The 17,430-nt window shown below is 65.7% G+C and carries 14 protein-coding genes; 10 read left to right on the forward strand and 4 right to left on the reverse strand.

Features of this window, described 5'->3' with window-relative positions; all coding sequences use genetic code 11:
• Window positions 1-124 precede the first annotated feature (124 nt).
• Window positions 125-1,057 (forward strand): nucleoside hydrolase, encoded by a 933-nt coding sequence (locus tag AC1DCF_RS10640; protein ID WP_477210989.1) that lies wholly within the window; start codon window positions 125-127, stop codon window positions 1,055-1,057.
• Here AC1DCF_RS10640 and AC1DCF_RS10645 read toward each other — a convergent pair.
• The gene (locus AC1DCF_RS10645) at window positions 1,054-2,082 is read right to left on the reverse strand and encodes a DUF4349 domain-containing protein (RefSeq protein WP_477210990.1); all 1,029 of its coding nucleotides are present in this window, start codon (window positions 2,080-2,082) and stop codon (window positions 1,054-1,056) included. The genes AC1DCF_RS10640 and AC1DCF_RS10645 overlap by 4 nt on opposite strands.
• Before the next feature lie 167 nt (window positions 2,083-2,249).
• On the opposite strand from AC1DCF_RS10645, the gene AC1DCF_RS10650 reads away from it, so the two are divergent.
• The 3 genes from AC1DCF_RS10650 to AC1DCF_RS10660 all read left to right on the forward strand — a co-directional run bounded on the left by AC1DCF_RS10650 (window position 2,250) and on the right by AC1DCF_RS10660 (window position 4,416).
• The gene (locus AC1DCF_RS10650) at window positions 2,250-2,471 is read left to right on the forward strand and encodes a hypothetical protein (protein WP_477210991.1); all 222 of its coding nucleotides are present in this window, start codon (window positions 2,250-2,252) and stop codon (window positions 2,469-2,471) included.
• Window positions 2,472-2,474: 3 nt separating this feature from the next.
• The gene (locus AC1DCF_RS10655) at window positions 2,475-3,365 is read left to right on the forward strand and encodes an alpha/beta fold hydrolase (protein WP_477210992.1); all 891 of its coding nucleotides are present in this window, start codon (window positions 2,475-2,477) and stop codon (window positions 3,363-3,365) included.
• Window positions 3,366-3,426: 61 nt separating this feature from the next.
• A complete protein-coding gene (locus AC1DCF_RS10660; protein ID WP_477210993.1) occupies window positions 3,427-4,416 on the forward strand; it encodes an aldo/keto reductase in 990 nt (329 codons plus the stop codon).
• A gap of 107 nt (window positions 4,417-4,523) precedes the next feature.
• On the opposite strand, the gene AC1DCF_RS10665 is transcribed toward AC1DCF_RS10660, so the two are convergent.
• Both AC1DCF_RS10665 and AC1DCF_RS10670 read right to left on the reverse strand, forming a co-directional pair.
• A complete protein-coding gene (locus AC1DCF_RS10665) occupies window positions 4,524-5,348 on the reverse strand; it encodes an aldo/keto reductase (RefSeq protein ID WP_477210994.1) in 825 nt (274 codons plus the stop codon).
• Window positions 5,349-5,415: 67 nt separating this feature from the next.
• A complete protein-coding gene (locus AC1DCF_RS10670; RefSeq protein ID WP_441790097.1) occupies window positions 5,416-6,621 on the reverse strand; it encodes an MFS transporter in 1,206 nt (401 codons plus the stop codon).
• Window positions 6,622-7,053: 432 nt separating this feature from the next.
• Here AC1DCF_RS10670 and AC1DCF_RS10675 point away from each other — a divergent pair, with 432 nt between their 5' ends.
• The 3 genes from AC1DCF_RS10675 to AC1DCF_RS10685 are packed head-to-tail and all read left to right on the forward strand — an operon-like array spanning window position 7,054 to window position 9,782.
• Window positions 7,054-7,950: an ABC transporter substrate-binding protein gene (locus AC1DCF_RS10675; RefSeq protein WP_477210995.1), complete on the forward strand. Its 897-nt coding sequence runs from the start codon at window positions 7,054-7,056 to the stop codon at window positions 7,948-7,950.
• 6 nt (window positions 7,951-7,956) lie between these two features.
• Window positions 7,957-8,985, forward strand: coding sequence for an amino acid ABC transporter permease (locus tag AC1DCF_RS10680; protein ID WP_477210996.1), 1,029 nt, complete (start codon window positions 7,957-7,959; stop codon window positions 8,983-8,985).
• A gap of 44 nt (window positions 8,986-9,029) precedes the next feature.
• Entirely contained in the window at window positions 9,030-9,782 is a 753-nt protein-coding gene (locus tag AC1DCF_RS10685; protein ID WP_441790131.1) for an amino acid ABC transporter ATP-binding protein, read from the forward strand.
• 153 nt (window positions 9,783-9,935) lie between these two features.
• Here the strand turns inward: AC1DCF_RS10685 and hrpA are convergent, their stop codons facing one another.
• Entirely contained in the window at window positions 9,936-13,919 is a 3,984-nt protein-coding gene (gene hrpA, locus AC1DCF_RS10690; RefSeq protein ID WP_477210997.1) for an ATP-dependent RNA helicase HrpA, read from the reverse strand.
• Between the two features lie 301 nt (window positions 13,920-14,220).
• Here hrpA and AC1DCF_RS10695 point away from each other — a divergent pair, with 301 nt between their 5' ends.
• From AC1DCF_RS10695 to AC1DCF_RS10705, 3 genes are read left to right on the forward strand one after another with little or no spacing between them, the layout of a single operon-like run.
• Entirely contained in the window at window positions 14,221-14,718 is a 498-nt protein-coding gene (locus tag AC1DCF_RS10695) for an ArsR/SmtB family transcription factor (protein ID WP_477210998.1), read from the forward strand.
• 21 nt (window positions 14,719-14,739) lie between these two features.
• Window positions 14,740-16,350, forward strand: coding sequence for a sugar ABC transporter ATP-binding protein (locus tag AC1DCF_RS10700; protein WP_477210999.1), 1,611 nt, complete (start codon window positions 14,740-14,742; stop codon window positions 16,348-16,350).
• Window positions 16,350-17,348: an ABC transporter permease gene (locus tag AC1DCF_RS10705; RefSeq protein ID WP_477211000.1), complete on the forward strand. Its 999-nt coding sequence runs from the start codon at window positions 16,350-16,352 to the stop codon at window positions 17,346-17,348. The genes AC1DCF_RS10700 and AC1DCF_RS10705 overlap by 1 nt, the downstream gene beginning before the upstream one ends.
• Window positions 17,349-17,430: the final 82 nt, after the last annotated feature.

The raw sequence follows: 17,430 nt of genomic DNA on the forward strand, positions 1-17,430 counted from the left end.
CGAATTGCAGTGCGGCGTCTCAGATTCCAGACGGCTTCTGGCCGAAACGCACGATTCGGCGTTCACCGGGTGTCGACAATGTCCGTAGTCGATATGTTCATCGGCGTGCTGAGACAGGACACCGATGTCAGAGAAACTCCTCATCGACTGCGACCCCGGCATCGACGACGCGATCGCCCTCATGATCGCCAAGGCGCATCCCGCCTGCGACATCGTCGCAGTGACCACGGTCTCCGGCAACCAGGCCATCGACAAGGTCACCAGCAACGCGCTGTGCCTGGCCGAGCTATTGAGCCTGGACGATGTGCCGATCGCTGCCGGCGCCGCCAAGCCGCTCGTACGTGACGCCGTTCACGCGGATGTCCACGGCGAAACCGGCCTGGGCGGATGGGAGCTGCCGCACACGGGCCGCCGCGCGAGTGACCGCACTGCCGTCGACGTCATTCTTGACACGGTGCGGGGCAACCCGGCCGGAACGATCACCCTGGTGGCGATCGGACCGCTCACCAACATCGCACTGGCACTGCGCAGCGACCCGACGATTGCAGAGCGGTTCAAGCAAATCGTGATCATGGGCGGCGCGGTGAACGCCGGCAACATCACTCCGACCGCGGAGTTCAATTTCTATGCGGATGCCGAAGCGGCCGACGAAGTGCTGCGCTCGGGCGGCAACATCGTGATGCTCGGCCTCGACCTCACCTGGCAGTCTGCGGTTCCGCAGAACGTGCTTGTGGAGATCCGCACCCTGACCAGTCCTGTCGCCCGCGCGGTCGAGGCGTGGCTCGATTTCTATGCGCTCGGCGAGATCACGCCCGGAGAAGACGGGCCGTCAATCCATGATGCCTGCGCGGTGGCTTACGTGATCGACCCGCGACTGGTGACGACGGAGAGGGCCTGCGTGCTGGTGGAGACGCAGGGCCGGTGGACCTATGGATCCTCGGTCGTCGACCGCGACTTCAGCTTCGAGCAGCCAGAGAACGTGAGCCTCGGCACGGTGCTGGATCGCGACGGGTTTTGGCGCCTGGTCGTCGACTCATTGCGCCGGTACGAGAGCTAGACGCGCGGGGCGTCGCGCGGGGATTCGGGCGTCGTCGCATCCGGTGCTGCGCTCGGTGTCGCATCCACCGTTGCAGGCGGTGTTGCAGGCGGTGTTGCAGGCGGCGTTGCAGGCGGCGTTGCAGGCGGTGTCGCACCAGGCGTCGCATCCGCCGGGCCGGTCGGCGGGCCACGACGCTTGCGCCGAACCCCCCGCACGATCAGCAGCACGACGGCGGCAATCACGCCGAGCGCGATCAGCCACGGCAGCGCGTAGCCGAGTGCCACGAGCAGCCCGGCGCCGGCGGCGATGAGCGCAGAAAAGCCGGCTGCGATCGCGCCCCAGAAATCGGTGGGGGAGCCCGGCGCGAGCACGCCTTCGGCGGTCAGATCGAGGGTGATCGTCGAGTACTCGATCTGGTCAGAAAGAAAGGTGCGCTGGGAGATGAGCCCCTCCAGCTCTGCCTGCCGCTGGGCGAGTGCACTTTCGATGGCGATGAGATCCGTGGTGTTCGTCGATGTCGACATCATCGTGAGCAGCCGGTCGACCGAGGTGCCGAGCGACGTGATGCGGGCATCCAGATCGACGCTCTGCTGGGTGACATCCGCGCTGCTGAGCGACACCACCTTCACCGCGCCGAGTTTCTTCAACTCGGTGAGTGTGTGATCGAGCGCGGTCGTCGGGATGCGCAGGGTCAGGGTCGCACTCGCCGGCTGGTTGTCGGTGCCCGGGTTTTCGGTGCGACTGTCGATGCGGCCGTCGGCCTGCTCGGTAATGGTCACCGCGTCGTGGGCGGCACGGATCGGATCCTCGACGGTGATCGACACCGACCCGGTGGTGATCACGTCCCGCCCGGTCACCGACTTGTCGGCAAAGTTCGGGATCGTGGCCGGAGCCGCTCCATCGGCCATCCCGGTCACGCCGGGCGGCACCGCCATCTCACCGCTTCCGACACTGGCACGGCTACCGGTGTCGCCGGAGCTGGTGCATCCGGCAAGTGCGATCGCCGCCAGCAGGGCAGTGGCGGCAAGCACAGTTCGTCTCATGGCCCCACACTAGGGGGCAGTCTGAGGCCCATGTCTGCGTGATCTCTGGGAGTCCGATCACAATCAGGTCTCGGTGACGCCGGTGCGACGTAGTGTCGAAGGGTCGGCCTCGCACATCCGGCCGACCCCACCAAGAATGCGCCACAAGCGCTCACGAGGAGGACAACATGGGAATCGCTGACGATGCCAAGGATGCGCTCGACGCAACCGGTAAGAAGATCGGCCAGGTGGTCGATGACACGAAAGAAAAGGTCGCCGACAAGGTCGACGAAATGAAAGCCGACGCCGAGGTGAAGAAAGCGGAGGCCGGCGTGAAGAAAGCCGAGGCCGAACGCGACGCGACTCATGCCAAGAACGAGTACAAAGAGAACTTGCGCGGCGATAATTGACGCATGACTGAGCTGGTGCCGCCGACGACGTCGAGAGAACTTCGTCGGCGGCGCCCGCCGCTTCTGCACATCGCTCACGACGAGGGCGCAGGCCCGGTGGTGATTCTGGTTCATGGGATCGCGTCGTCGTCGGTCACGTTTCGAAAACTCATCCCGCTGCTGGTTTCCAGGCATCGCGTGATCGCCATCGACATCCTCGGATTCGGCCAGTCCCCGGCGCCGGCCGACAGCGAGTACAGGCTCGAAGATCACGTCGACTCGCTTGACGTCACGATCCGATCGCTGAACCTCCGCGAGCCGTACACTCTCGTCGGCCATTCTCTCGGCAGCCTGATCGTGTCGCGGCTGGCTGCTGTCGAGCTCTCCCGCGGTGTCGCCTGGTTGCGCTGGCTGCGTCCGGCGCGACCATCGCACGTCGTCTTGGTCGGGCCGCCGGTGTATGTCGCTCCATCAGAGATCGGCGATTATCGGGTGCGAGCCTTGGTTGACGCCTATCTGAAGGCCTACAATTTTCTGCGCGCGAACAAAGAATTCACGATACGAAACGCCGGGATCATCTCGAGGCTGCTGCCCAAGGGACTCTTCGAAGTGACAGAAGAGAACTGGACGCCGTTCGTCAAATCGCTCGAGCACTGCATCGAGTCGCAAACGCTGGTCAGCGACATTGCAGCGCTGCAGGTGCCGGTCGATGTGGTCTACGGTTCGCTCGACGCATTCATCGCGCCCGGCAGCATGACGGTCATCGAACGGATGCGCCACGTGACGATGCATCGTGTCGAAGCGAACGACCACATCGTCCGCAAGCGTTTGGCCAGGGTGGTCGCCCGGGTGATCGACCCGGAGGTGGCCCCGGCCCCGCCGGCCGCCTCGTCAGGAGTCGGGCCGCCGGTCTGACGGCCTGGGGGCATCGGTGCACGGCGGTGGGGGAGGCCCTGCGACTCGCTAGGGTGGTGCCATGCAGAATCGCACCCTCGGACGCACCGGCCGTACTGTCTCAGTGATCGGCCTCGGAACCTGGCAACTCGGAGCCGATTGGGGCGACGTCACGGAGGCCGATGCGACGGCCGTGCTCGCCGCATCCGTTGACGCCGGCGTCACCTTCTTCGACACGGCCGACGTCTACGGCGACGGCCGCAGCGAGCAGATCATCGGCAGCTTTCTGGCCAAGACAGATGCCGAGATCACCGTGGCGACGAAGATGGGCCGCCGCGTCGACCAGATTCCCGAGAACTATGTGCTCGACAACTTTCGGGCCTGGACCGACCGATCGCGTGCCAACCTCGGCATGCCGACGCTGGATCTCGTGCAGCTGCACTGCCCGCCGAGCGCCGTGATCGACTCCGGCGAGGTCTATGACGCGCTCGACACCCTCGTCGCGGAGGGCGCGATCGCCCACTACGGCGTCAGCGTCGAGACCTGCGACCAGGCGCTATCGGCGATTGCACGACCGAACCTGGCCACGGTGCAGATCATCCTCAACGCGTTCCGGCTCAAGCCGCTCGACGACGTACTCCCCGCCGCGCAGGCAGCCGGCGTCGGGATCATCGCCCGGGTACCGCTCGCCAGCGGCCTGCTGACCGGAAAGTACACCCGCGAGACCGCGTTCGCCGCCAACGACCACCGCAACTACAACCGCGACGGTAGCCACTTCGACGTCGGCGAGACGTTCTCCGGCGTCGACTATGAGGTGGGCCTGCAGGCGGCGGCGGAATTCTCCGCGCTGGTGGCCACGCTTCCCGGGTCGGTCACTCCCGCCCAGGCGGCATTGGCCTGGGTTGCGCAGCTTCCCGGCGTGAGTTCGGTCATTCCCGGCGCGCGGAGCGTGACGCAGGCCGAAGCGAATGCGGCAGCCGGGGCGCTCGCGCCGCTGGGCGACGCGTTCACCGCCGGCGTGCACCGCATCTACGACCGCTTGCTGCGGGCCGAAATCCACCCGCGCTGGTAGCTGCGCGCTCGGCGCAGCGTGCTGTGCCGAGCGCTTGTTGAGACGCATGCTTCACACGCCGGGCGCCTGACGTGCCCCGCGTGTGCACGCCGGGCAACACCTCGCGGCTAGTCGATCGTGTCGGGGTCTTTGCCGGTGCGCGAGCCGCTGTCGAGCTGTGCGATGGCTGCGTGATCGGCAGCATCCAGGGTGAAATCGAACACGTCGAGGTTCTCGCGGATGCGCGCAGGTGACACCGATTTCGGAATGACAACGTTGCCGAGTTCGACGTGCCAGCGCAGCACGACCTGCGCCGGGGTCTTGCCGTAGCGGGCGCCGATCGTCGCCAACGTCTCATTGTCGAGCAGGCGACCACGCGCCAACGGTGACCAGGCCTCGGTGAGGATGCCGTGGGCCGCGTCGTAACGCCGCAGCTCGGTTTGCGCGAGCTCGGGGTGCAGCTCGACCTGGTTGATCGCCGGAACCACATCGGTTTCGGCGAGCAAGCGATCGAGGTGGTGCGTGTGGAAGTTGGAGACGCCGATCGAGCGTGCCCGGCCGTCGGCCTTGAGACTCTCGAGTGCGCGATAAGTCTCGACGTAGCGGTTCTGGCGGGGTGCCGGCCAGTGGATGAGGTAGAGGTCGACGTAGTCGAGTCCGAGTTTGTCGAGGCTCTCGTCGAAAGCGCGGAGCGTCTCGTCGTAGCCGTGCCGGTCGTTCCAGACCTTGGTGGTCACGAAGAGCTCGTCGCGCGGCACACCGGAGCGCGCGATCCCGGCGCCGACGCCGCGCTCATTCTCGTAGAGTGCCGCGGTGTCGAGGTGACGGTAGCCGGCTTCGAGCGCGACCTGCACGGTGTCGCTGGCCTCGTCATCCGCAACCTTGTAGACGCCCAGCCCGAGCTGGGGGATGCGGTGTCCGTCGTTCAGGAGCAGCAGGGGCGAAGTAGTCATCCTTCAACCGTAATCCCGTCCGCCGGAGGGCGTGATAGACAATCCCGGCGATGAGAGGGTGTGCGAGCTAGGTGACCACCGCGACGGCTTCGGTGTCCGGGATCGGGCTGGCGTCGCGGCCACGCAGGTCGGGGTGCCAGCGCTTGCCCACCGTCGGAATGATGACGCCGAGCAGGGCGAAGCCCGTCGCCGCGAGAATTGCCGCGGTAGCGCCGTAGTGGTCGATGGCGAAACCGGCGACCGCCGAGCCGAGCGCCGCACCGATCAGCTGGCCGGTGCCCACCCAGCCGTAGGCCTCCGCGGTCTCGGAGAACCTCACGCTGGCCGAGACGATTCCAAACAGCACGGCAAAAGCGGGGGCGATGCCGAGGCCGGCAATGAACAGCGTGGCGGAGAGCCACCAGAAGTTGAGGGAGATGCTGGCCAGCCCGACGCCGATCGTGACGATGATCATGCGGGTGGTCAGCGCCCACGGACCGATCGGCGTGTGCCCGAGCGCGAGGCCGCCGACGAGGGAACCGACCGCGAAGATCGCCAGCACTAAACCGGAATCTCCGCTGCCGTGGCCGAATGCGGCGACGACGCCCGCCTCCACCGACGCGCAGGCGGCGACGAGCACGAATCCGACGATGGTGCTGAGCAAAACGGCGGGCCGCTTCAGTACGGCGCCGATCTTGCGTTTGCTGCGCGGGATGCGCACCCGCCCGACCTCGGGCAGCGAGACGAACCAGACGCCGCCGCCGACGAGGAACACCGCGGCGAGCAGGATGCCGGCCACGCTGCTGACCTGGATGGCCACGAAGGTCGCGACAACGGGCCCGACCACCCAGATGATCTCCTGCGCCGACGCATCGAGGGAGAAGAGCGGAGTGAGCTGTTTGGAGTTGACGAGCTTCGGGTAGATCGTGCGCACCGCCGGCTGGATCGGCGGCATCGACAAGCCGGCGATGAAGCCGACGGCCAGAAGGGGCACGATCGGGAGCGACACCAAAGCCATCACGACGATGGCGACGGTACAGATGCTGAGCGTGACGGAGATCACCAGGCGCATACCCCAGCGGCCCATCAGCCTGCTGGTGGCCGGCCCGGCGATGGCCTGGCCGATGCTCATGGCGCCGAGCACGAGACCGGCGGCTCCGTAGGAGCCATAGGCCTGCTCGATGTGGATCAGAAACGCGAGCGAGAGCATCCCGAACGGAAAACGGGCGGTGAGCTGGGCGGCGAGGATACGACCGACCCCCGGGGTCTTCAGGAGGTCCAAGTAGCTGCGCACGATCTGACAAGTCTATTGCCGCGCCGGACGCTTTCGAAAGCGAGCGGAGCGGAGGGTGCGCGCCACTTCCGGCAGCACCGTGAGAGCCGAGTACGCGCTGGCGGGGGAATTCTTGAAAGAATTCGCCACGGCCCCGTTGCGTGTCAGGTGACAATTCCGTGACAACTCAGGACTCACGGTGACATTCGTCCCAAATTAGGGGGATAGTAGTGAGAATCGAAAACCAATCTGACGTCCATTCGACATCGGTGCCCAGCCGCGTGACTCTCCCGGATTCGCCCGAGCTGACTCAGACGCAAAGAATGTGGTGTCCAAAACGTTATTGACGCAAGGAATCGGCGTTCCGTCGATGTTATATGCTCGACCTCGTCACTGCCCTTCATGGATTTCAAAGACGAACCAGAATCAACCCGACTCGAAGAAGGTTTAACAATGCGCGCAAGATTTGTAATTCCGGCCCTTGCGGCCGCAGCCGCCCTCATGCTGACAGGTTGCGTTGACAACTCAACCCCTTCCGCCGGCGGCTCCACCGCTCCCGCGGGCAGCGGGATCACCAAGGATGACGCCGCCGCGGCACTGGTTCCCGCCGACATCTCCAGCACCGGCAAGCTCGTCATCGGAACAGATGCGGCCTACCCGCCGAACGAATACAAGGACACGGCGGGCGCGCCGATCGGTTGGGGCATCGAGCTGTCGAACGGCATCGCCGCGAAGCTCGGCCTGAAGCCCGAGTACCAGATCGCCAGCTTCGACAACATCATCCCGAGCATCACCGGTGGCAAGGTCGACATGGGCGAGTCGTCGTTCACCGACAATGCCGAGCGCGAGAAGCAGGTCGACTTCGTCAACTACTACAACGCCGGCATCCTCTGGGCGTCGCAGGTCGGCAAGAAAATCGACCCCGACAACGCCTGCGGCCTGACGGTTGCCGTGCAGTCGAACACGGTTGAAGACACCGACGAGCTTCCCGCGAAGAACGAAGCCTGCCTTGCGGCCGGCAAGGCGGCGATTGAGGTGCTGCCCTACGACTCTCAGGAAGAAGCCACCAACGCAGTGGTTCTCGGCAAGGCCGACGCGCTCAGCGCCGATTCCCCGGTCACGCTGTACGCGATCTCGAAGACCGGCGGCAAGCTTGAGCCGGCCGGCGAGGCATTCGACGTCGCGCCCTATGGCATGACCGTGAACAAGGGCTCCGAACTGACCAAGGCCGTGCAGGCTGCTCTGCAGTCCATGGTCGACGACGGCAGCTATGGCAAAATTTTGGAAGCATGGGGCGTCACCGATGGTGGCATCAAGACCATCACGATCAACGCTGCAACGAACGGCTAGTAAATAATGACCAATTCTGTCGTAAACCGTCCGGCGGGGGATACCCCGCCGGACGGCGACCGTTCACCGGCGCCGATCAAGGCGATCCGGTTGCGGCACCCGTGGCGCAATGTTTTCGCAGTGGTGCTGCTTATCCTCGTGGCGCTTTTCATCCTTGATGCCGCTCAGCGGCCGGCTTTCGACTGGCCGTCGGTCGGCAAGTATCTCTTTGATCAGCGTGTCACCCAGGCCGCATTTGTGACGCTTCAGCTCACGGTGTACTCGATGGTGATCGCGATCATCCTCGGTGTGGCGCTTGCAGTGATGCGTCTGTCGCCGAACCCCGTGGTGAAGAGCATCGCCTGGGTCTACCTCTGGATCTTCCGTGGTACCCCGGTCTACGTTCAGCTCGTGTTCTGGGGCCTGCTCTCGATCATCTACCAGTCGATCGACCTCGGGCTTCCGTTCCAGGAACCGTGGGTGTCCATCGAGACCAAGGTCGCGCTCAGCACCTTCGCCCTGGCGATCATCGGGCTCGCATTGAACGAGGCCGCGTACATGGCTGAGATCGTGCGTGCCGGGTTGCTCTCGGTCGATCCTGGTCAGGATGAAGCGGCAACAGCGCTCGGAATGAGCTGGCTGCAGACGATGGTGCGCGTCATCATCCCGCAGTCGATGCGCGTCATCATCCCGCCGACTGGCAACGAAGTCATTTCAATGCTGAAAACGACATCGCTGGTCACCGCCGTACCTTTCACCTTCGACTTGTACACGCGCACGCGGGACATCTCGGCCGAGACGTTCAACCCGATCCCGCTACTGATTGTCGCGTCGCTCTGGTACCTGTTCTTCACCTCGATTCTGATGGTGGGCCAGTACTTCTTGGAGAAGCGTTTCGCGCGCGGCGTGGGTGAGCGTCGCCCCGACCGCAAGGTCGGCGACCAGACCGGTTCGGTGACGGGCACGCTGCCCATCGCCGGTGCCGGTCAGCCGACGGTCATCCTGCCGCCGAAGCGTGACGACTCAACAACCAACGGTGACGGAGGCCTGCGATGACAGACCCACTGATTCATGTTCCCGACACCAGCGTCGACACTCCGATGGTGCTGGCCGACTGCGTTTCGAAGAGCTTCGGCTCCAACGAAGTGTTGAAAAGCATCTCGCTTGAGGTCAAACGCGGCGAGGTCATGTGCCTCGTCGGCCCGTCGGGCTCCGGCAAATCGACATTCCTGCGCTGCATCAACCACCTCGAGGTTCTCTCGGCCGGTCGGTTGAGCGTCGACGGTGACCTCGTCGGCTATCGCGAGGCGAACGGAAAACTGTACGAACTGCACCCGAAGGAAGCGTCGAAGCAACGTCGCGACATCGGGATGGTGTTCCAGCGGTTCAACCTGTTTCCGCACATGACCGCACTTGAGAACGTCATGGAAGCTCCGATCAGGGTGAAGCGTCAGTCCAAGGCCGTGGTGAAGGAGCGTGCTCTCGCGCTGCTCGCCCGCGTCGGGCTGGCCGATCGGGCCGACTACTACCCGGCGCACCTCTCGGGCGGTCAGCAGCAGCGCGTGGCAATCGCCCGTGCACTTGCCATGGAACCGAAGCTCATGCTGTTCGATGAGCCGACCAGCGCACTCGACCCCGAACTCGTCGGCGAAGTGCTCGACGTGATGAAGGGCCTGGCCGCATCAGGCATGACCATGATCGTCGTCACCCACGAGATGGGCTTCGCGCGCGAAGTCGCCGACTCGCTGGTGTTCATGGATGGCGGAGTGGTTGTCGAATCCGGCGACCCGCGTGAGGTGCTGAGCAACCCGCAGCACCAGCGCACGCAGGCGTTCTTGTCGAAGGTTCTGTAAAGAATCCTCGGTGGTTGAGGAGCAGCCGACGGAGTCGGCCGCGTCTCGAAACCTCGTGAGCCGGTCTTCGGACGCAACCTGCGTTCGGAGATCGGCTCACTTTGGTTTCGAGACGCGTGCTCGCAGGCTCGCGCGCTCCTCAACCACCGAGATTTAGCCGGCCAGCGCCTTCTGGATCCGCTGCAACGAGACGGACTCCGCCGCCTTGAGCTCCTGCGCAAAGAGACTGATCCGCAGCTCCTCGATCATCCAGCGCGCACGCACCAGGTTTGCCGGGGCATCGGCCGCGAGCGGGATCGTGCCGCCGGCATCCGTGAACTTCGCCAGTGCCGACTGCACCTCGTTCATCCAGACTCGGTCACGCCCGGGATTGTCCTGCAGCTTCTGGATGCGTGCCGAGATGCCGCCGAGATAGCGCGGCAGGTGACGCAGCTGGCTGAGCCCCGTCGCGCTGACGAAGCCGGGGTAGACGAGCCCGTCAAGCTGCGCGCGCGCATCGCCGAGCGGTGCGAGCAATGCCATGCTCGTTGCGGCTTTGAGCGCCTTTTCTGCCGCGCGCGACGCAGTGAGAATGCGCGCCACGAGCCCAACGGTCTCGAACATCGTGTCCATCACCACGCCCGAAACCCGGTCGCGGATCGTGTCGAACTCGGCCTTCATGAACACTTGGCCGTCGGGGCGAATCCGGTAGAGCACGTCGTTGACCGCGGCGCTCAGGCAATCGTCGAAGAGCGCCGGCGTGCTGCGGTACGGGCTGGTCGCCAGCGACATCTTCTCGGTGCCGGTCAGGTGCTGCTGCACATAGGCGACCGGTGACGGGGTGGCCAACAACAGCAGCCGGCGCACTCCGCCGGGCAGGGTGCGCGCCTGCTCGGCCTCGGTGCTCATCAGCCTGATCGCCACCGAATCGCCCTCGTCGATCAGCGTCGGGTAGGCCCGAATCGTGTTGCCGCCCTGCTTGGTGTCGATGAAACGGGGAAGCTCGCCGAAGGACCAGGTCGTCAGCCCCGACTTCTCGATCGCGTTCGGGGCTGCGGCGACGGATGCGGCGGCCACGCTCTCGCGGGCTTTCCCGCCGAGGCGTCGCTGCAGCTCCCGCAGATCCTTGCCGGAGTCGACCGTGCGGCCGCGCTCGTCGACGACCCGGAACGTCATCTGCAGGTGCTGCGGGATGCGGGACAGGTCGAAATCACTCGCCGTGACGGGCACGTGCGTGAGGCGTTTGATCTCGGCGGCGAGGAGTTCGGTGAACGACTCGGTGGGGAGGCCGGTGGTCGAGCTTGTCGAGCGATGTACTGAGCTTGTCGAAGTGACCCCGCGCGTGGCCTCGACAGGCTCGACCACCGAAATCGGAATCTCCTTATTCAGGCGCGCAGCCCAGTCGGCAGCCGGCACCACGTTGCGGCGGATCGCCTTCGGCAGCGACTTGATCAGAGCAGTGATCAGATCGACCCGGAATCCGGGAACCTGGCCGTCGAAGCCGGCGGGGGAGAGCCGCGCGAGCAGCGCGAGGGGAACCTGCACCGTCACCCCGTCATCCGCCGAGCCCGGCTCGAATCGGTAGCTGAGCGCGAACCGCTGATCGCCCTGCTGCCAGACCGGCGGAAACAGCGACTCGTCGATCTCCGGGGTGTCCTCGGCGACGAGCGTCTGCGGAGTCATCGTCAAGAGGTCGGGGGTGTCGACGCGCGCCTTGCGCCACCAAGCCTCGAAGGTGCGGGTGGAGCAGACATCCGCGGGAATCCGCTTGTCGTAGAACTCGAACACAGCCTCGTCGTCGAACAGGATGTCCCGGCGACGGGTACGCTCCTCCAGCTCGGCCAATTCGGCGCGCAGCTTCTTGTTCTCCCGGTCGAACGCCGACAAACGGCGGTCGACGCGGTCGAGGTCCCACTCACCCTCGACCAAGGCCTGGCGAATGAAAAGGTCTCTGGCGTAGATCGGGTCGACGCGGCTGAACTGGATACGACGCTTCTGGATGATCGGCACCCCGTAGAGGGTGACCCGCTCGTAGGCGACGACGGCGCCCTGGTTCTTCTCCCAGTGCGGCTCGGAATAGTTGCGTTTGACCAGGTCGCCGGCGAGCGGTTCGGCCCAGGCCGGGTCGATCGCGGCATTCATCCGGGCGAACAGCCGGCTCGTCTCGACGAGCTCGGCGCTCATCACCGCGGCGGGCTGCTTCTTCGCCAGCGCCGACCCCGGGAACAACACGAAACGCTGCTGGCGGGCGCCGACGTAGTCCTTCTTCGCCGTGTCTTTCAGGCCGAGGTGCGAGAGCAAGCCGGCGAGCAGCGAACGGTGGATGCCGTCGGGGTTGACGCTCGGATCGCCCAGGTGCAGGCCGAGCGGCTTGGCGAGCTGACGCAACTGGCGGTAGACATCCTGCCACTCCCGCACGCGCAGATAGTTGAGGTACTCGGTCTTGCAGAGGCGCCGGAAGGCGCTGGAACCCAGCTCACGCTGCTTGTCTTCGAGATAGTTCCAGAGGTTGAGCAGGGTGAGAAAGTCGCTGGTGGGGTCGTTGAATTTGGCGTGATGCTCGTCGGCCTGCTGGCGCCGTTCGAGTGGGCGTTCGCGCGGATCCTGAATGGTCAGACCGGCCACGATCGCGAGCACCTCGCGGCTGGTGCCCTGCGCCTTCGACTCGACGACCATGCGGCCAAAGCGTGGGTCGATCGGCAGCTTCGCGAGCTGATGGCCGACCCGGGTGAGCTTCGCACCCCGTTGGTCGAGCTTGTCGAGACCCACGGCATTGTCGATCGCCGGGTTGCCGGTTTTCGGGGCACGTCTCGACAGGCTCGACGACCGGGAGGTGGGCGCTTCGACGGCGCCGAGCTCGGTGAGCAGGTCGAGGCCGTCTTTGATGCCGCGCGAGTCGGGCGGCGTGAGAAACGGGAAGGCGGCGATGTCGCCGAGGCCCAGCGAGATCATCTGCAGGATGACCGCGGCCAGGTTAGTGCGCAACACCTCGGGTTCGGTGAACTCGGGGCGACGCGTGAAGTCTTCTTCGGAGTACAACCGGATGGCGATGCCGTCGCTCGTGCGGCCGCTTCGGCCGGAGCGCTGGTTGGCCGACGCCTGCGAGATCGCCTCGATCGGCAGACGTTGCACCTTCGAGCGCACGCTGTAGCGGCTGATCCGGGCGGTGCCGGCATCGATCACATAGCGGATGCCCGGAACGGTCAGGCTGGTCTCGGCGACGTTCGTCGCGAGCACGATCCGGCGGCGCACGCCGGCTACCGTCGACGGCTGGAAGACGCGGTGCTGCTCAGCCGAGGAGAGCCGGCCATAGAGAGGGAGCACCTCGGTCGGGCTGGTGCGCGACGACGACGCGTACTTTCCCTGCAATGCGTCGGCGGCATCCCGGATCTCGTTCTCACCGGAGAGAAAGACGAGCACATCGCCGTTGGACTCGCGTTCGAGTTCGTCGAGAGCCGCGCTGATGCCTTCGATGTAGTCGCGGTCGACGGCCGGGGCGGCATCCGTCGTGGCGCCGTCGGTGGCCGAGTCGTCATCGGCGAGCACCGCCTCGGCGACGAGCGGGCGGTAGCGAATCTCAACCGGGTAGGTGCGGCCCGAGACCTCGACGATCGGCGCCGGCTTGCCGTTGGCGTCGGCGAAATGTTCGGCGAAACTCTGTGGGTCGATGGTCGCCGAGGTGATGATGAGCTTCAGATCGGGCCGCTTGGGCAGCAACTGACGCAGGTAGCCGAGCAGAAAGTCGATGTTGAGGCTGCGCTCGTGGGCCTCGTCGATGATGATCGTGTCGTACTTGCGCAGCAGCTTGTCGCGGTGCATCTCGTTCAGGAGGATGCCGTCGGTCATCAGCTTGATCTTGGTGTTGGCGCCGACTTTGTCGGTGAAGCGCACCTGGTAGCCGACGAGTTCCCCGACCTCCTGGCCGAGTTCTTCGGCGATGCGTTCGGCGATGGTACGGGCGGCGAGCCGGCGCGGCTGCGTGTGGCCGATGGACTCGCGGCCGATCTCCATGCAGATCTTCGGCAGTTGGGTGGTCTTGCCGGAGCCGGTCGCGCCGGCGACGATCACGACCTGGTTGTCGCGGATGGCGCGGCCGATATCGTCCTTCCGCTGGCTGACCGGAAGTTCAGGGGGGAAGGTGATCTGCACGGGAATCATGAGCCTTCCATCGTATTGCCTGGCGGGTGCTTCGGTGGCGACCCCTCGTTGACAGCCCGTTGACAGCCCGTTGACAGCCCGTTGACCACCGCTCGCTCGCCCGCGACCACGGAGGGCAGGGGTCCCATTTTCCGTAATGAACTTCAGGCTCATATGACCCTGAAGTTCATTACGGAAAACAGGGCATCCCTGTCCTGTCTGTCGCGTCGACTCGGCCGGTAGCCGACCCGGCCAGAACCACCCCAGGTGGGTTGTGGACAACCTGCCCGAGCGAGCGTCAGCGCGAGTACCCTCGGCGACCATGCATCCGTTTGAGGTCATGGCCGAGCCAGTGCGGCGCCGAATCCTTGAGATTCTGGCTAGTGGAGAACATTCCTCGGGCGAGCTGGCCGACGTGATCGGGTTTGAGTTTCGGATTTCGCCGAGCGCAGTGTCCAAACACCTCCGACGAATGCTTGACGCGGGTTTCGTTGACGTGCGTGCCGACTGGAATAACCGGATCTATCGTCTCGACGAAGACGGCCTCTGCACTCTCGAAGCCGAAGTCGCCGACCTGCGCGCGAAGTGGGAAGGGCGCATCGGTTGGAATGGCGCCGACGACCCAGCCAAAACGATGGTCGCGCTCAAGGGGACCGGTCGGCCAAGCCGACGCGGGGGCCGGGGCAAGGGCTTTGCTCGGGACCGTGGCGCCGGAGTCCGGAGAAAGACGCCTAGGCAGGTGGATGCGGCGGCATTCGGCGCGCTGTCGTCCCTCTTCGCCCGGATCTGCGAGGATTGGTCTACTTTGTCGGTCGCTTAAATCACTGGGGGCACAATGCTCATGCTCCCCACCGATGCGCCGGAACGCGCTGATCTTCACGAACACGGCGAACTTCAGGAACACGCGGATGCGCCGGAACGCAGCGAACTCGCCGAACGCACGCTGTTGCCGCTGCTGTCGATTCGCGGACTCAGTAAGGTCTACGGTCCGACCACGGTCGTTGACGACATCCAGCTCACGATTCCGCACGGCACGATTCACGCGCTGCTCGGCGAGAGCGGTGCCGGCAAGTCGACCCTGATCTCGATGCTGGCGGGCATGATTCGCGCCGATGCCGGCCACATCGAGATTGACGGCGTGCGCCGCCGCGTGCGCTCGGTGAAGGATGCGCAGAAGCTGGGCATCGTTGCCCTCCCGCAGGAGCTGACGCTGGTTCCGACGCTGAGTGCCCCCGAAAACATCTTCCTCGGCCAACGGCAACACGGCGCCCTCGGTCTCATCAGTCGACGCGATCTCGAACAGGATGCCGCGGTGCAGTTGGCCCGGCTCGGCCAGCGGGTTCCGCTGCGCACCCCGGTCGGAGAGCTGTCGGCTGTGCAGCAGACCATGGTCGCGCTGGCCCGGGCGCTCGCCAGCGATTCCCGCTTGCTGATGCTCGACGAACCGACAGCGGCTCTGACCGCTGCTGAAGCAGAACAGCTGTTCGGAGTGCTTCAGTCGCTGCGGGCAGCGGGCACCTCGATCATCTACGTCTCCCGCCGCCTCGACGAGGTGTTCCGTCTCGCCGACACCGTGACGGTGCTGCGGAGCGGCACCCTCGTCTGGACGAAGCCGGTCGGCGAAACCCACACCGGAGACGTGGTCGCTGCGATGACCGGGCTCGCGGAGCCTGTTTCCCTTCCCGTCCGGGCGCCAACCCCGGCGCTCGGAACCGAGATCCTGCGCGTCGAGGCTCTGCACGGGCACCGGCTGCAGGGTGTCAGCCTGAGCGCATCCGCTGGGCGCATTCTCGGCATCGCCGGGCTCGCCGGATCGGGCCGCAGCGAACTGCTCAGACTCATCGCCGGCGATCAACGGATGCGGGCCGGCCAGGTTCTCCTCGACGGCGTGCCCGTGGCGGGCGGATCGGTGAGGCGGGCAATGGAGCGTGGAATCGCGCTGGTTCCCGCTGAACGACGCCGGCAGGGTCTCGTGATGACCGCGTCGATCAGACGCAATATCGCCCTCGCGAATGAGGCCGCCGCCGGCTGGCTCGGTCTCGCCTCGCGTCGACGCGAGCGGGCCGTCGCCGAACGTGGAGTCGTCCAGCTGCCGATCACCGAGTCGCCACGCCCTCGATCCGCACTGTCTCGCATCGTCGGTGAGCTGTCTTCCAGCGATCAGCAGAAGGTCATGCTGGCGAGGTATCTCGAGCGCAAGCCGCGCGTGCTCCTGCTCGACGAACCGACTCGCGGCGTCGATCGGCACACGAAAACCGAGATTCATGCGGCGATTCGGCGTCTCGCCGACGCCGGAGTGGCAGTGATCGTGGTGTCGTCGGAGATCCCCGAACTGCTGGGTCTCGTCGACGAGATTGCCGTGCTGAACGAGGGGAAGCTCGGCGCTCTCCTCCCTGCGGGCGACGCCGATGAGGCGACGATTCTGCAGCACTGTTACCGAAAGGCCGATTGATGCCCCGTCGCACCACGCCCACGCTGGCCGGCCCCCGCCCCGGGGCGCACCGGCTTCCGGCCAGACTGGCCGCGCTCGGCACCCTTCTCGCTCTGGTCGGTCTGATTGCGCTCTTCGCGCTGCTGACGCCGCAGAGCTTTCTCACCCCGCCGAACCTCAGCGCCATCCTCGAGCAGGTGGCCGTGCTCGCGATTGTCGCCTCGGTGCAGACCATCGTCATGGCAGCCGGTGACGTCGACCTCTCGGTGGGTGCGCTGGCCGGCCTCGTCGGAGTGCTGGTGTCGCAGCTGCTCGTCGGTGGGATGCATCCGGTCACGGCCATTCTGCTCGGCCTGGGGGCGGGCCTGCTCGCCGGGGCGATCAACGGCGTGGCCGTCGCGTACCTCGGACTGTCCACGTTCATTGCAACGCTGGCCACAATGACGTGCTTCACCGGACTCGCGCTGCTGCTCGGCAACGGAGCCGCGGCAGGGGGTCTGCCCGACGCCGTCAGCTGGCTCGGCCAGGGCCGCATCGGACCGGTTCCCGTACCCGTCGTGCTTGCCGTTGTGCTGATGCTCCTCGTCTGGTTTCTGCTCTCCGGCACGGTGCTCGGTCGCACCTGGTATGCCATCGGCGGCAATGCGAATGCTGCGAAACTCTCCGGCCTCAACACGAAATTGGCCAGGTTCACGGCATTTGTGCTCTCCGGCGTCGGCGCAGCGCTCGCCGGAATTGTCCTCACCGCCAGCCTGGCTACCGGGCATCCGTTGACCGGCGACGCGGCGATGCTCAGCCCGTTGATGCTCAGCTCGATCGCTGCGGTGCTGCTCGGCCTCACGCTCTCCCGCACCGGCTCGCCGACCATCGGTGGAACCGCCGTCGGTCTCGGAATCGTCGGTGTGCTCGGCAACGGGCTCGCCCTGTTGCAGGTGAACAGCGCGCTGCAGTTGGTGCTCGCCGGTGCCGTCATCCTGCTCGCGCTCGGCCTGGCCCGGCTGAGCCGCCGCCGGCACTGAACCGCCGGCACTGAACCGCCGGCACTGAACCGCCGGCACTGAACCACCCGAAACCGGGCACTCCTACCACGGGATCCTGATC

The organism is Leifsonia sp. 10L418 (genome assembly GCF_056395445.1).